At 68.1% G+C, this 14,306-nt stretch carries 15 protein-coding genes and 1 tRNA gene; 6 read left to right on the top strand and 10 right to left on the bottom strand.

Features of this window, described 5'->3' with window-relative positions:
• Positions 1-28: 28 nt before the first annotated feature.
• Positions 29-1,174 carry a tRNA guanosine(34) transglycosylase Tgt gene (gene tgt / locus KQ304_RS08775; protein WP_259736714.1) on the bottom strand — a complete coding sequence of 382 codons (1,146 nt, stop codon included), beginning with the start codon at positions 1,172-1,174 and terminating at the stop codon, positions 29-31.
• Positions 1,175-1,227: 53 nt separating this feature from the next.
• Between tgt and cobS the strand changes: the two genes are divergently transcribed.
• Positions 1,228-2,007 (top strand): adenosylcobinamide-GDP ribazoletransferase, encoded by a 780-nt coding sequence (cobS, locus tag KQ304_RS08770; RefSeq protein WP_259736713.1) that lies wholly within the window; start codon positions 1,228-1,230, stop codon positions 2,005-2,007.
• On the opposite strand, the gene KQ304_RS08765 is transcribed toward cobS, so the two are convergent.
• A complete protein-coding gene (locus tag KQ304_RS08765; RefSeq protein ID WP_259736712.1) occupies positions 2,004-3,119 on the bottom strand; it encodes a sensor histidine kinase KdpD in 1,116 nt (371 codons plus the stop codon). The two genes, cobS and KQ304_RS08765, sit on opposite strands and share 4 nt — an antisense overlap.
• A gap of 404 nt (positions 3,120-3,523) precedes the next feature.
• Here KQ304_RS08765 and KQ304_RS08760 point away from each other — a divergent pair, with 404 nt between their 5' ends.
• Entirely contained in the window at positions 3,524-3,895 is a 372-nt protein-coding gene (locus tag KQ304_RS08760) for a DUF3155 domain-containing protein (RefSeq protein ID WP_259736711.1), read from the top strand.
• 64 nt (positions 3,896-3,959) lie between these two features.
• On the opposite strand, the gene KQ304_RS08755 is transcribed toward KQ304_RS08760, so the two are convergent.
• Entirely contained in the window at positions 3,960-4,643 is a 684-nt protein-coding gene (locus KQ304_RS08755) for a dienelactone hydrolase family protein (RefSeq protein WP_311133898.1), read from the bottom strand.
• A 57-nt stretch (positions 4,644-4,700) separates the two neighbouring features.
• Between KQ304_RS08755 and purH the strand changes: the two genes are divergently transcribed.
• Together purH and KQ304_RS08745 are read left to right on the top strand one after the other, a co-directional pair.
• Complete coding sequence (gene purH / locus KQ304_RS08750; protein ID WP_259736710.1) at positions 4,701-6,272, top strand: bifunctional phosphoribosylaminoimidazolecarboxamide formyltransferase/IMP cyclohydrolase; 1,572 nt, start codon at positions 4,701-4,703, stop codon at positions 6,270-6,272.
• Between the two features lie 101 nt (positions 6,273-6,373).
• The gene (locus KQ304_RS08745; protein WP_259736777.1) at positions 6,374-6,832 is read left to right on the top strand and encodes a DUF4079 domain-containing protein; all 459 of its coding nucleotides are present in this window, start codon (positions 6,374-6,376) and stop codon (positions 6,830-6,832) included.
• Between the two features lie 78 nt (positions 6,833-6,910).
• Here KQ304_RS08745 and KQ304_RS08740 read toward each other — a convergent pair whose 3' ends face one another.
• The 4 genes from KQ304_RS08740 to sfsA all read right to left on the bottom strand — a co-directional run bounded on the left by KQ304_RS08740 (position 6,911) and on the right by sfsA (position 11,416).
• A complete protein-coding gene (locus tag KQ304_RS08740; protein WP_259736776.1) occupies positions 6,911-7,549 on the bottom strand; it encodes a DUF1997 domain-containing protein in 639 nt (212 codons plus the stop codon).
• Positions 7,550-7,714: 165 nt separating this feature from the next.
• The gene (locus tag KQ304_RS08735) at positions 7,715-8,911 is read right to left on the bottom strand and encodes a 4-hydroxy-3-methylbut-2-enyl diphosphate reductase (RefSeq protein WP_259736709.1); all 1,197 of its coding nucleotides are present in this window, start codon (positions 8,909-8,911) and stop codon (positions 7,715-7,717) included.
• Positions 8,912-9,036: 125 nt separating this feature from the next.
• Positions 9,037-10,494 carry an ammonium transporter gene (locus KQ304_RS08730; RefSeq protein WP_259736708.1) on the bottom strand — a complete coding sequence of 486 codons (1,458 nt, stop codon included), beginning with the start codon at positions 10,492-10,494 and terminating at the stop codon, positions 9,037-9,039.
• Positions 10,495-10,618: 124 nt separating this feature from the next.
• A complete protein-coding gene (gene sfsA, locus KQ304_RS08725; RefSeq protein WP_259736707.1) occupies positions 10,619-11,416 on the bottom strand; it encodes a DNA/RNA nuclease SfsA in 798 nt (265 codons plus the stop codon).
• A gap of 123 nt (positions 11,417-11,539) precedes the next feature.
• Here sfsA and murJ point away from each other — a divergent pair, with 123 nt between their 5' ends.
• Entirely contained in the window at positions 11,540-13,159 is a 1,620-nt protein-coding gene (gene murJ / locus KQ304_RS08720) for a murein biosynthesis integral membrane protein MurJ (protein WP_259736706.1), read from the top strand.
• Here murJ and KQ304_RS08715 read toward each other — a convergent pair.
• The 3 genes from KQ304_RS08715 to KQ304_RS08705 all read right to left on the bottom strand — a co-directional run bounded on the left by KQ304_RS08715 (position 13,137) and on the right by KQ304_RS08705 (position 14,062).
• Positions 13,137-13,403 carry a cytochrome-c oxidase gene (locus KQ304_RS08715; RefSeq protein WP_259736705.1) on the bottom strand — a complete coding sequence of 89 codons (267 nt, stop codon included), beginning with the start codon at positions 13,401-13,403 and terminating at the stop codon, positions 13,137-13,139. The two genes, murJ and KQ304_RS08715, sit on opposite strands and share 23 nt — an antisense overlap.
• Before the next feature lie 95 nt (positions 13,404-13,498).
• Positions 13,499-13,789, bottom strand: a complete 291-nt coding sequence (locus KQ304_RS08710) for a DUF3181 family protein (RefSeq protein WP_259736704.1) — start codon at positions 13,787-13,789, stop codon at positions 13,499-13,501.
• Between the two features lie 15 nt (positions 13,790-13,804).
• Positions 13,805-14,062, bottom strand: a complete 258-nt coding sequence (locus tag KQ304_RS08705) for a hypothetical protein (protein ID WP_259736703.1) — start codon at positions 14,060-14,062, stop codon at positions 13,805-13,807.
• Between the two features lie 96 nt (positions 14,063-14,158).
• On the opposite strand from KQ304_RS08705, the gene KQ304_RS08700 reads away from it, so the two are divergent.
• Positions 14,159-14,232: transfer RNA gene (locus KQ304_RS08700), tRNA-Arg, on the top strand.
• The last annotated feature ends 74 nt before the right edge of the window (positions 14,233-14,306 follow it).

Here is a 14,306-nt window from a genome sequence, read left to right as displayed (position 1 = left end):
ACGTCGAAATCGTGATATGGGCTGGACGCTACCACGTGTGAGCGGCCTGGGAGCCGGGCTCCCAGGGAGTGAAATCCTCTGCAAAACAGCCCTCGCGGATGGCCGTGGCCATGGCCGCGCTGAAGCGCATCAGCTGGGTGAGGTTGTGCAGGCTGAGCAGGATCCGGCCCAGCAGTTCGCCGCTGCGGAACAGGTGGTGCAGATAGGCCCGGCTGTGGCCGGTGCAGGCCGCACAGGCACAGCTGGAATCCAGTGGGCTGTGGTCGTGGCGGAAGCGGGCATTGCGCAGGTTCCAGCGCTCGCCTCCCACCAGGGCGGTACCGTGGCGCCCGAGGCGGGTGGGCAGCACGCAGTCGAAGAGGTCGATGCCCTGGGCCACGGCGATCGCCATCTCCCGCAGGCTGCCCACCCCCATCAGGTAGCGGGGGCGATCCCGGGGCAGCAGCGGCGCCAGCTGGCGCACGATCTGGTGCATCGATTCCACCGGCTCGCCCACGCTCACGCCGCCGATGGCGATGCCGGGCAGGTCCATGGCGCTCACCGTCCGTGCCGCCTGCTCGCGCAGATGGGGGAAGGTGCCCCCCTGGACGATGCCGAACAGGGCCTGATCGTGGCGATCGTGACTGGCGACGCAGCGCTCCAGCCAGGCGTGGGTGCGGCGGCAGGCCTCGGCCACGTCGTTTTCACTGGCGGGATAGGGCGGACATTGATCGAAGGCCATGGCCACATCGGCTCCCAGCGCCATCTGGATCTGCATCGACCGCTCCGGTGTGAGATTGATGCGCGAGCCGTCGCGGGGCGAGCGGAACACCACCCCCTCGTCGCTGATGACGTTGATGTCACCGAGGCTGAACACCTGGAACCCACCGGAATCGGTGAGCAGGGGCCCATCCCAGCCCATGAAGCGGTGCAGCCCACCGGCTTCCGCCACGATGGCCTCCCCGGGCTGGAGGTGCAGGTGATAGGTGTTGGCGAGCACCATCTGGGCGCCGGTGGCCGCCAGCTGGGCCGGGGTCACCCCCTTGACGGTGCCCAGGGTGCCCACCGGCATGAAGCGGGGCGTCTCGATGCTGCCGTGCGGGGTGTGGAAGACGCCGCAGCGGGCCTGGGTCCTGGGGCAGTGGGCCGTGGCGCTGAAGCGGAAGAGGTCGGCCGCTGCGGCGGAGCGGGTCACGGCGGCTGGAACAGTTCGGGACTGAACCTAGATCGCCTGCCGGGGGCTGGCCGATGAGGCCCCTGGCGGCACCCCCCTGGCTGCGGGACCTGGCCGGAGCCTGGATCTTCTACACGGTGCTGCCCGCCTGGCCGCGGCCCCAGCCCCGCTTCGAGCGCATTGCCCGCTTCGCCCCCTGGATCGGACTGCTGCAGGGACTGCTGCAGGGCCTGCTCTGGTGCCTGGCCGAAGCCTGGCTGCCGGCCGGGGCCCGCGTGGCCCTGGTGCTGGCCCTGGGCCTCTGGCTGACGGGCGGCATCCATGCCGATGGGGTGATGGACACGGGCGATGGTCTGGCCGCCGGCGATCGAGCCCTGGAGGCGATGGAGGACAGCCGGGTGGGCGCCAGCGGCGTGCTCGCTCTGCTGCAGGTGCTGCTGCTGCGGGCAGCCGCGCTGCTCACCCTGGCGGAGCTGAACCTGGGCCCCCTGGGAGCCCTTGCCCTGGTCTGGGCCGGGGTGTGGGGCCGCATCGCCCCGCTGCTGGCCATCCAGCACTTTCCCTACCTGCGCCCCGACGGCACGGCGGCCTTCCATCAGCGGCACTGGCTCGGGCTGGGCCGGGAGCTCAGGCCTGCGCTGCTGCTGCTGCTGCCGCTCAGCCTGGTGGGGGCCTCGATGGGCTGGCCCTGGCAGGGCTGGCTGGGCCTGCTGCCGGCCTGGCTGCTGCCGCTGGCTCTGGGCCGCCGCCTGGGGGGCCACAGCGGCGACAGCTACGGCGCCTGCGTGGAATGGGTGGAGACACTGACCCTGCTGCTGCTGGCCCTGGCGGCCCTGGTGGCTGGGGCCGGCTAGGCGCTGGGGGGCAGCTCCAGCAGAAAGGCGTTGCCGGCATCGGGGAGATCGCTGGCGGCGCGGCTGGGGGGGCAGAGCAGGCGCAGCTCACCGCCCAGGCTGCGGGCCAGATCCCTGGCCAGAGCCAGCCCCAACCCCGTGCCAGGCAGCTCCTGGCCCCGCTCCCCACGGACCCCCCGCCCGAAGATCGATTCGCGCTCCTGATCGGCGATCGCCAGTCCTCCGTCCCAGACCGTGAGCCTGGGACGGCCGTCTGGGGCCAGGGCGCTGTGCAGCCCGACGCTGCTGCCTTCGGGGCTGTAGCGGAAGGCGTTCTCCAGCAGGTTGGCGAGGATCTCCGCCACCACAGCGCTGTCACCGTGCCAGTCCGGCAGGGAGGCGGGGGCCTGCCAGGGGCGGCCCCGCAGGGAGGCGGTGGCGGCGGCGCGCTGCAGCAGGGGCTCAACCCGTTCCCGCAGCGGCAAGGCTTCGCCGCTGCGGAGGGATGGTGGCAGCAGCAGGGGGCCTGCGCTCTCGGGGCCGGCCTGGAGCGCCGCTGGATCCGTAAGCCCATCGATCGCTTCGATGTAGCGGTGGAGCTGCTGACCTTCCACCAGCATGTTCTCCACCAGGGCCCGGTTCTCGGGATCGCCCTCCAGGCGCCGTTTGAGCAGCTGGGCAAAGGTGCGCAGGGCAGCCAGGGGGTTGCGCATCTGGTGCACCAGCAGGCGCAGCTGCTGCTGCTGCAGCTCCAGCTGCTCGCTCAGGCGCTGATGTTCCAGATCCAGCAGCAGGGCTTCGGTCAGGGCCTGGGCCGCCGCCTGCAGCCGTGGATGGAGGTTGGCCGGCCAGGCGCTGCCCGCCAATTCCACCCGCAGGGCACCCAGGAGGGTGCTCTGGTGGCGCAGGGGCAGCCAGCGGCGCTGCTCACTGGGCAGCAGCAGGCTCTGGTCTTCATCGACGGCGGGAAGGACCCGGCGCTGGGGTGGCCAGTGGCCGGCCGGCATCAGCGCCAGCTTGCCGTCTTCCCGCGGCATCGCCAGATAAACCACCAGGGAGCGGAGGTCGCTGCGGTCAGCGAACTGCTCAAGCTGCAGCTGCAGCAGGGTCAGGAAGCGCGGCGACACCTGCATCTGAAGCTGAACGGGAGAGCCTGCGAAAAAAAATTCCTGGATCCGTGCTGGAAATCTCGGAAATTGCCTTAAGATTTACGTATCGACCATTACTTCGCGGTCCGCGAGCGGACCCCAAGTGTAGGTACGAACGCATCGGTTGCACTTTTCTGCAAACGAGGCTACAGCAGAGAGAGACCCGTCCCTCCGCTGTTCGGAGCTCTCCCCTGGGATCGCTCCGGTTTGCTTCCTCTCTGGCCATTTCTTGAGCAGCTGCCAGCAGCCGCCCTGGAAATTCCGCTCACGGTTGCCAGGTGTCTGGACGTGCCTGCGCTCCCCCAAGGGGCGCTCAGCCGAGCTGTCTCGCCCTGCGAGACCGGCCCATCCTTCCCATCCCTCTCCTTCTCCCCCTCGGGAGTTGTTTCATGTCCAAGAAGCGCAAGCGGATCAGTCGCCGTCGTCTCGCCGGTCAGCGCGTGCTCGCCCACGTGCCCACCCACAACCTGGAGACCGGAGAGCACAAGCCGGTCACCGCGGCTCGCCGCTACATCGCCGAAACCGGCCTTGAGGCGCCTGCCCTGCTCAACGTCCGCCGCAATGAGCACACCACCGATCGTTTCTTCTGGGGCGAAAAGGGCCTGTTCAGTGCCCAGTACGCCGAGGAGAACCACTTCCTCTTCCCTTCCCTGCGCCTGATCGTCGATCAGGTCGGTGAAGACAACCTCTTCGCCGGCCTTGAAGCCAACGGCTCCGACGACTGGGAGGAAATGGAAGAGTACGAATACGCCTTCGTCTGAGCCCTGCCCAGGGGCCCACGGACCCAACAACCCCCGCTGGATCACTGGATCCGCGGGGGTTTGTTCATGGGGATGGGGGCAGCCAGTGCTCCTGCAGGAAGGAGCGGATCGAGGGGAACAGGGCCGGGTCGATGGTGTGGCCCCCCGGGAAGCCCAGCAGCTGGCACTGGCCGCCGGCGCTGCGCCACAGCCGCTGCAGCTCCTCGCTGGCGGCATAGGGCACCACCGGATCCCCTCGGCCGTGGCTGAGCAGGATCGGCGGCAGCGGGGCTTGTGGGCTCCAGCCGGGATGGGGATAGCCGCTGCAGCTGACCACGGCGGCCACCGGCAGCTCAGCGGCCACATCGAGGGCCATCGCGGCCCCCTGGGAGAAGCCCAGAACAATCGTCTGCTGCAGGGGCAGGCTCTCCGCCAGGGCCTCCAGCCGCTGGCGCAGCTGCAGCCGTGCCCCCGCCAGGCCCGGCCACTCCGGCTGCTGCAGGTCGTACCACTGGCGACCTACTCCGTGGGGATGGGCTTCCGGCGCCCGCAGGCTGATCACCCCCGTGGAGCGCCCGGCCAGCTCCTCGCCCAGGTCCAGCAGGTCGTCGGCATCGGCGCCCCAGCCATGCAGCAACACCAGCCGCTGCTCGGCGGCGGCGGGTCCGCGGATCAGAAGGTCATCCGTCATGGCATTGGGGTCCTGGCGCTCTCGGGTGGGGGCGCCGGCGGCAGGGCCGGAGCTGGGGCCATGGTGCTGCGCGATCACGGGCGCTGGGGGTGTGTCGCTGCGTAAGTTGTGGCCAGCACGCCGTCACGACCGTCCATGGCCCCCACCGCGCTGCTGAGTGTGTCGGACAAGCAGGGCGTGGTGGAACTCGCCACGGCCCTGCACCACCGCCATGGCTACAGCCTGCTCTCCAGTGGCGGCACTGCGGCCACCCTGGCCGCCGCCGGCCTGCCGGTCACCCGTGTGGCCGATCACACCGGAGCTCCGGAGATCCTCGGTGGCCGGGTCAAGACCCTGCACCCGCGCATCCACGGCGGCATCCTGGCCCGCCGCGACGATCCGGCCCACCAAGCGGATCTGGAGGCCCAGGCGATCACCCCCATCGATGTGGTGGTGGTGAACCTCTATCCCTTCCGCGAAACCGTGGCCGATCCGGCCGTGTCCTGGCAGAAGGCGGTGGAGACGATCGACATCGGTGGCCCGGCCATGGTGCGCGCCGCCGCCAAGAACCACGCCGATGTGGCGGTGCTCACCGACCCTTGCCAATACGCCGACTTCCTCGCGGCCCTGGCCGAGGATCGGCTGGATGTTGCCCTGCGCCGCCAGCTCGCCCTGGAGGCGTTCCGCCACACCGCCAGCTACGACAGCGCCATCAGCTCCTGGCTGGCGCAGCAACTGGAGCCAGCCCCCGCGCCGCAGGAGGCTGCCGCTGCTCAGCAGCCCCCCCTGCGGCTGGAGTTGCCCTTGCGTCAGACCCTGCGCTACGGCGAGAACCCCCATCAGCAGGCCGGTTGGTACAGCGAGCCAGGGGCGGGCTGGGGCGGGGCCCGTCAGCTGCAGGGCAAGGAGCTCAGCTTCAACAACCTGCTGGATCTCGATGCCGCCCTGGCCACGGTGCGCGAGTTCGGCTACGGCGAGGGGGTGCAGTCGGCGGCGGTGGTGGTCAAGCACACCAACCCCTGTGGGGTGGCCGTGGGCAGCAGCCTCGCCGAGGCTCTGCAGCGGGCTCTGGCGGCTGATTCGGTCTCGGCCTTCGGTGGCATCGTGGCCCTCAACGCGGTGGTGGATGGGGCCAGTGCCGAGCGGCTCACCAGCCTGTTCCTGGAGTGCGTAGTGGCGCCTGGATTCAGTGATGAGGCCCTGGCGCGCCTGGGGGCCAAGGCGAATCTGCGTCTGCTGGAGCTTCCTGCGGCGGCGCTGCTGCGGGCGCCGCGGCGGCAGCTGCGCACCGTGCTCGGCGGCCTGCTGGCCCAGGACCTCGATGATCAGGCCGTCTGTGAAGACGCCTGGCAGGTGGTCAGCCAGCGGCCGCCCAGTTCCGCTGAGCTCGACGACCTGCGCTTGGCCTGGCGTCTGGTGCGCCATGTGCGCTCCAACGCGATCGTGGTGGCCAGAGCCGGAGTCAGCCTGGGGATCGGCGCCGGTCAGATGAACCGGGTGGGCTCCGCCCGCCTCGCCCTGGAGGCGGCCGCCGAGGCCGGCCAGGGGGCGGTGTTGGCCAGTGATGGCTTTTTCCCCTTCGGAGACACCGTGCGGCTGGCGGCGGAGTATGGCATCAGCGCGTTGATTCAGCCCGGCGGCAGTGTGCGCGATGGGGAATCGATTGAGGCCTGTGACCAGCTCGGTCTGGCGATGGTCTGCACCGGCCAGCGCCACTTCCTGCACTGAAGCGCCTCTGCGCCGCCCTCAACGGGTGCGCGGCGGCCGCTGAACGACGCGGGGAGGGCTCGGAGCAGTAGTTTCGCTGCCAACGGCCTCACCCCGTGACCATGCCCGACGCCCTCGCTTTCAACCTCAATTTCCTTCACCCGCTGCTGATGTGGGTGTTGCTGGCCCTCTCCGGCTATGCCCTCAGCCTGGGGATCAAGGCCAAGAAAACCCGCACCGCCGAGCCGGAGCAGCGCAAGGAGCTGATCAAGGGCAAGTTCGCTCAGCGCCACTTCCAGATCGGCTCGATCGTGCTGGCGGTGATGGTGCTGGGCAGCTTCGGTGGCATGGCCGTCACTTACATCAACAACGGCAAGCTGTTTGTGGGGCCGCACCTGCTGGTGGGCATCGCCATGGTCAGCCTGATCGCCGTGGCGGCCTCCCTCTCGCCGCTGATGCTCAAGGGCAACTTGATCGCCCGCAAGGCCCATGTGGGCCTGAACATGACCCTGATGACCCTCTTCCTCTGGCAGGCGGTCACCGGCATGCAGATCGTCAACAAGATCTGGACCAGTCGCTGAAGCCCGAGTCGCTGAGACCTGATCCACAGCTCACGGCTCAGCGCAGCCCTGCCGGACGCGAGTCCGCAGACGCCTGGATCAGAACGGGGCCCGCCGGCGCGGCGGGCAGCTCAGCTGGTGGGTGGCGTGGAAGTCTTCCTGGACCTTCCAGGTGAGCTTGCGCGAAATCTGACGCACGATCTGACGCAACAGGTGGTCGCCACTGGATTGCACCAGCTTGTCGGGAAGCAGGCCGATCACCGCCGGCAGCCGGATCCATACGCAGAGGTCCAGTTCCCAGCGCACCTGGGTGAGGGGGTCGCTCAGGCCTTCCTCCAGCTGCAGGGCAGCGTTGAACTCCACGTCGTAGACCTCCTGCAGGCTGACGTCGGGTTCGCTCAGGGCCGCTGTGAGGATGCGATAGATGCCTTCGCTCTGGGGCAGGAGCTCCAGGCCGATGGTGGGCTCCACCTCGAAGCCGAAATTGCCGAAGCGACCCAGGGTCAGGGCATAGCCATTGGGCCCGAGTGGTTGCACCGTCATCGGCGCCGCACAGCGTCTGAACCAGCCGTCGTGATGGTCGAGGTAGGTGGCCACGTCGTGGGAGGGCGCCCGCATCTCCATCACATCCGCAAAGCGGCTGCTGTAGCGGTGCACCCGTGGATCATCGCTGTGGCGCAGGGGAAGCACCTCGGCTGGTGGCCGCTGGACAGACTCCGGATCCTGGGCAAGGTCCACGGTCGTTGAGGCGTCGCTGGACAGGGCGGTGCTCAAAACTGTTCGATCTCCTCGTGGCCCGAGCAACTACCCCGTGGTCGCGGGAGATGGTGAATCAATGTAACTGCAGCTCGGGAGAGCGACCGCTGGGCTTGTGACAGCACCGGAGCTGAGGCCGGATGGACCTCAGTCGTCGCAGAGCTGCATCAGGTGACGGATCACATCCTCCACCACCCGGTCGGGCGTCGAGGCGCCTGAGGTGATGCCCACCCGCAGCGGACCCTCCGGCAGGAAGGGTGTCACCATCTCCAGGTTGCCCCCCAGGGGCATGTGCTCGATGCGGTTGCCCGGCCCGATCCGCTCGGGGGTGTCGATGTGGAACGAGCGGATGCCGCGGCTGATGGCGATCTCCTGCAGGTGCGTGGTGTTCGAGGAGTTGTAGCCGCCGATGACCACCATCAGGTCGAGCGGTTCATCCACCAGGGAGAACATGGCGTCCTGGCGCTCCTGGGTGGCATCACAGATGGTGTTGAAAGCCAGGAAGTGATCGTTGAGTTCGGCCGGGCCGTAGCGCTGCAGCATGGTGCGCTCGAACATGCGGCCGATCTCCTCGGTTTCGCTCTTGAGCATCGTCGTCTGGTTGGCCACACCGACGCGCGCCAGGTCCAGGTCGGGGTCAAAGCCGGGAGAGGAGGCCTTGGCGAAGTGGCTGATGAAGGCCTCGCGGTCGCCCTTGCCCAGGATGTAATCGCAGACCATCTGCGCTTCATCCAGCCCCAGCACCACCAGGTAGGTGCCGGCAAACGAGCTGGTGGCCAGGGTTTCCTCGTGTTTCACCTTGCCGTGGATGATCGAGCTGAAGGCATGCTTCTTGTGCTTCTCCACGGTGTTCCACACCTTGGAGACCCAGGGACAGGTGGTGTCGACGATGTGGCAGCCACGCTCGTTCAGCAGTTGCATCTCCTGCACGGTGGCACCGAAGGCCGGCAGGATCACCACATCACCCACTCCCACCTCGGAGAAATCCTTGACCCCTTCCTCAACGCGGATGAACAGCACGTTCATGTCGCGCAGATGGGCGTTCACCGAGGGGTTGTGGATGATTTCGTTGGTGATCCAGATCCGCTCGCTGGGATAGTGCCGCCGGGTTTCGTAGGCCATCGCCACAGCGCGCTCCACCCCCCAGCAGAAGCCGAAGGCCTCGGCCAGACGCACGGTCAGCCGGCCATGGCGCAGCTCGTAGCCGTTCTCGCGGATCGTGGCGATCAGCTCGCTCTGGTAGGCCTCCTCGAGGTTGACCGCCACCTGCTCGCCCAGGCCGAAGCCACGGCGGTTGTAGCGCTCGGAGTGATGCAGCGAGCGTTTGAAGGCGCGGGTATCCATGGCGTCGCCGCAGGGCAGGCAGGGGCCGACTCTATGGGCTGCCGCCCATCGGCGGGCGAAAAAAAGCCCCGGTCGAAACCGGGGCAGGAGCCGGACCATGGGCCGGAATGGGCAGGAGCGGTGACTCAGTTCGCCGTGGAGGCGAAGTCGGGATAGGCCTCCATGCCGTGCTCGGAGATGTCGAGACCTTCGATCTCTTCCCTCTCGCTGACGCGGATGCCTCCGGAGATGGATCCGATGACCGACCAGGCAACCCAGGAACAGATCACCGCGAAGAGTCCGTAGGAGATCACCCCGAGGATCTGAAGACCGATCTGACCGAAGCCATGGCCGGTGAGCAGGCCCTTGTCGGTGTTGAACAGACCCACGGCGAGCGTGCCCCAGATGCCGCAGGTGCCGTGCACCGACCAGGCACCCACGGGATCATCGATGCCCAGCTTGTCGATGAAACTGACGGAGAAGACGACGAGGGTGCCGGCGATGAAGCCGACAACCCAGGCCGCTGGCATCGAGAAACCGTCGCAACCGGCGGTGACCCCGACGAGGCCCGCCAGGATGCCGTTGATGGTCATCGTCAGGTCAGGCTTGCCGGAGGTGAGCTGGGACACCAGCGTGCCGGCGATGCCGCCACCAGCGGCCCCCAGGGTGGTGGTCACGGCGATGTAGGGAACGGCAGCATCCATGGCCAGCTGGGAGCCAGGGTTGAAGCCGTACCAGCCGATCCAGAGAATCAGGCAGCCGAGGGTGGCAATGGCCAGGTTGTGGCCGGGAATGGCCTGGGTCCTGCCATCGGTGAATTTGCCGATCCTGGGTCCGAGCAGCATGGCGCCCACCAGTCCGGCCCAGGCACCCACGGAGTGGACCACCGTGGAGCCGGCGAAATCGATGAAGCCCAGCTGGTTCAGCCAGCCGCCATTCCATTGCCAGCTGCCGGCGATGGGGTAGATGAAGGCCACCAGCACCAGCGAGAAGAGCACGAATTCGCTGAATTTGATGCGCTCGGCCACCAGGCCGGAAACGATGGTGGCGGAGGTGCCGGCGAAAGCCACCTGGAAGAGGAAATCAACGGAGGGCACCAGAGCGGCGTCCTTGACCATTTCCGCGGTGACGGTGGGATCAAAGAACAGACCCAGTGGTCCTCCCTTGCCGTAGAAGAGCCAGCCGGGGATGACAGCTTCGCCGTACATCAGTGAAAAACCGATCAGCCAATAGGCACTCGCCGCGAGGGCAAAGACGATCAGGTTCTTGGTGAGAATGTTCGTGGCGTTTTTCTGGCGACAGAGGCCCGCTTCGACCATGGCGAAGCCGGCGTTCATGAAGATCACCAGAATCGAGGCGATCAGCAGCCAGACATTGTTGATCAGAAAAGCCGGCGTGAGCTCCGGCAGCTCAGCGGCATGGGCTGAGAGGTTGAACACCCCGAGGCCGAAGAGGGCCAGGGGCACACAGGCCAGCCAGGTGAGCGTGCGGGAATTGGAGAGGCCACGGATGCTGCACAGCAGCAGTTCGGGAGCTTCGAGCAGACTCGCCTCCTGAAGGCGCCGAGGCCGGCGTCGCCCAGGGGCGTGAGGAGCAACTGTCATGGAGCGCAACGTCGCACAGGAATTTGCGGAAAGGTGAATCACGCCCGAAGGCGTTCCTACCAGGCAAAAGTGCACGCTGAAGCATCAACTGCTGGTGGCATCCGCTACAAAACCCCTGATCCGTTTACTTGGGACAGGCCTGCGGATCCCTGCAAATCAGCTCGGCCACCCCAAGCCAGCTCACGGCTTCGGCACTGAAGCCGTAACGAAGGGGCAACACCTCGACCCCCGCCGCGTGAGCGTCCCGGAACAGCTCGCCATAGCGGGGATCGGCCGAATCCCCTGGGGCGAAGCTCGTCACATCGGCGCGGCTCAGGCAGGGCACCAGCAGGCCGCGGGCTTCGGGCCCAACGGCCATCAGCTCCTGCAGGTGCTTCTGCCCCCTCTCCGTGACGGTGTCGGGAAAGAGGGCCAGCTCCCCCCGGCTCCAGGTGGTGTTCTTCACCTCCAGGTAGATGGGGCGCGGGTCGGCGGCCCCCGCGGCCGGGCTCAGCAGCAGATCGATCCGGCTGCGGCGGCCCTGGCCATAGGCCACCTCGGCGCGGATCGAGCCGATCGGCCCGATCCAGGGCTCCAGGCAGCCCGCCTCGATCGTGGCCCGCACCAGCCGGTTGGGCAGCATCGTGTTCACTCCCACCCAGCAGGGCGTCCCGTCACTGCCGGGCACCTGGGCCTGCTCCCAGGTCCAGGCCAGCTTGCGCTCCGGCCGGGGGTCGTGGCGCAGGCGCACCCTGCCCCCCGGGAGCAGCACCCCGGTCATGGGGCCGGTGTTGGGGCAATGGGCTGTCACCACCTGGCCGTCGGCCAGCTCCACATCCGCCAGGAAGCGCTTGTAGCGGCGCAGCAGCACCCCCTCCACGAGGTTCTGCAACGGCAGGATCAGCGTGCCGGTGGGGCTGGAGCAAGGCTTGGAATCCGGCATCAACTCAGGGGCTGGCCAGGGCGTGATGGCTCAGATGTCCATGCTGCCGCCCGGCCCGTTGACCTCGCTGTCGGCCACGGGGTGGAGAATCCCCCGGTGGATGGGGCCCAGCGGCCTGACTGGATGGCGAAATCCCTGCGGCGCATCGCCTTGATCGTGGCGGTGGCCACGGCCCTGAGCAAGGTGGCCGGTCTGCTGCGTCAGCAGGTGATCGCCGCCGCCTTCGGTGTGGGCGCCGCCTACGACGCTTACAACTACGCCTACGTGCTGCCGGGCTTCCTGCTGATCCTGCTGGGGGGCATCAACGGGCCGTTTCACAGCGCCATGGTGAGCGTTCTGGCCCGCCGCCCCCGCGAGGAAGGCGCCCACGTGCTGGCGGCGATCAACACCCTGGTGGGGGTGGGCCTGCTGGCGGTGACCGTGTTGCTGCTGCTGGCCGCCGATCCCCTGATCACCCTGGTGGGCCCTGGGCTCGACCCGGAGCGTCACGCCATCGCCGTGCTGCAGTTGCGCTGGATGGCGCCGATGGCCCTGTTCGCCGGCCTGATCGGGCTCGGTTTCGGGGCGCTGAATGCGGCTGATGTGTTCTGGCTGCCGTCGGTGAGCCCGCTGGTGTCGAGCGTGGCGATGATCGCCGGCATCGGCCTGCTCTGGTTTCAGCTCGGAGCGGAGATCGCCCTGCCGGCCACGGCGGCGCTGGGGGGCATCGTGCTGGCCGGCAGCACCACCCTGGGGGCGGTGCTGCAGTGGTTGATCCAGCTGCCCGCCCTGGCCAAGCAGGGCCTGCACCGCTTCCAGCTTGTCTGGGACTGGAAGCACGCCGGTGTGCGCGAGGTGATGCACGTGATGGGCCCCGCCACGCTCTCCTCGGGGATGCTGCAGATCAATGTCTTCACCGATCTGTTCTTTGCCAGTGGCATCGTCGGCGCCGCCGCTGGCCTGGGCTATTCCAACCTGCTGGTGCAGACACCACTGGGCCTGCTCTCCAATGTGCTGCTGGTGCCCCTGCTGCCGGTGTTCGCCCGGCTCACGGCCCCGGCGGATCGCCCGGCTCTGGTGGACCGGATCCGCCAGGGGCTGATGCTCTCCACCGCCAGCATGATGCCCTTGGGGGCTCTGTTCGTGGCGCTGGCCTATCCGATCGTGGCCCTGGTCTACGAGCGGGGGGCCTTCGATCAGGGTGCGGCGCTGCTGGTGGCCAGCCTGCTGATGGCCTACGGCGTGGGCATGCCGGCCTACCTGGGCCGCGATGTGCTGGTGCGGGTGTTCTATGCCCTCGGTGACGGCACGACCCCCTTTCGCTTTTCCGTGGCCGGCATCGGCTTCAACGTGATCTTCGACTGGGTGCTGGTGGGCGGTCCCACGCCCTGGGGACTGCAGCTGCCGGGACTCAACTTCGGTGCCCCTGGCCTGGTGCTGGCCACGGTGGCCGTCAACCTGCTCACCTGTGCGGCCTTGCTGCTGGCCCTGCAACGGCGCCTGGGGGGCCTGCCCCTGAGGATCTGGGGGCGGGACAGCCTCTGGCTGCTGCTGGCCGCGGTGGCCGGCGGGCTGGCCGCCTGGGTGCTCTCCAGCTTCGTGGGCTGGCCAGGGGGTCTGCCGGGCCAGCTGCTGCAGTGCGCCCTGAGCTCCGGCCTGGGGCTGACGCTCTACGGCCTGATCGCCAGCTGGGCGGGTGTGCCGGAAGCCCGGGACCTGCTACGCCAGGTGCGAGGGCGCTTCAGCCGGGGTTCCGGAGGGTGACCCGGCGCTCCTCGCGCACCTGGACCGGAATCTCCAGGTGGCTGCGCCCCAACATTTTCGGTCCATCCACCGAGAAGATCCGCGCTTCGATGCCGAACTCCCGGAAGGCGGTCTCCAGTTCCTGAATCAGTGCCTTCTCCACCTGGGCTTCGGCGTCGACCACCTTGCCGATCAAGCGGCCCCCCAGGGGGCCGATGCGCTGCCGGACCACCTCTCGGGCATTGGTGACCTCGATGACCAGCATCCAACGCCTGCAACGGGTTTGAACCCTATTCGCAGCCCAACGCCCAGGCCCGCACTGTCGTGCTTCTTCAGCCGCCACAGCGCGGCCCGGGGGGCTCAGCCGCCCAGGTTGTCGAGGATGTCCTCGAGGTCGCTCAGCTGCCCGGGGGGGAGCAGCCGGGCCAGGGGTAGGCGGCTGGAGCCTCCTCCGATCGGCACCTGAACGGCTTCCAGGGCCTGACGGGCGCAGATCCCGGCCCCCTGATCGAGCCGGGCGGCGCATTCGATCGCCAGGGTCATCGCCAGCCCGGCGTCGCCGAGGTACAGGTGCCAGCTGGCCACCTGGATGTAGAGGCGGTCAGCCAGGGCCAGGCTCAGCTCCTCAAGTTCACTTGCCGTCAGGCTCACTGGAGTGGTGCAGGCTCAACCCTCACCTTGGTCGAGCACCTCGGTTCGTGGCCGCAGTCGCAACACGATGATGAGGTGCAACAGCCAGAACGCTCCCCAGGTCAGGCTCAGCCAACCCAGGTGCGACCAGGGATGGCGCAGGCCCTGGACAAACCAGAGGCCTGTGTTCACGGCGGCGAACAGGCCACCGTGCAGGCAGAGGTTCACCACCCGCTCGTAGTGGCAATAGGTGGGGTCGGCGGGGTCGGCGGGGCCGTACCAGCGGATCGGCATGGGGAGGGGGGCCGCAGCGCCTGCGGTGGCTGGCTCGATTGTGACCCGGCGACAGTTGACGAATGGCACCCCCGTGCGGTGAGAATGCACAGGCATGCGCTTGTAGCTCAGCGGATTAGAGCATCTGACTACGGATCAGAGGGTCGGGAGTTCGAATCTCTCCAGGCGCGCTTGCTTAACCGCCCTTCACCGGGCGGTTTTTTTATGGCACGGCCTCGGCAGCCCCCCTGGCACCTCCCGGCCG

Origin of the sequence: Synechococcus sp. CS-1329, from assembly GCF_025128055.1 — a bacterium.
Taxonomy (GTDB): Bacteria; Cyanobacteriota; Cyanobacteriia; order PCC-6307; family Cyanobiaceae; genus Regnicoccus_A.
This window is presented reverse-complemented; position numbering and strand designations above follow the sequence as displayed.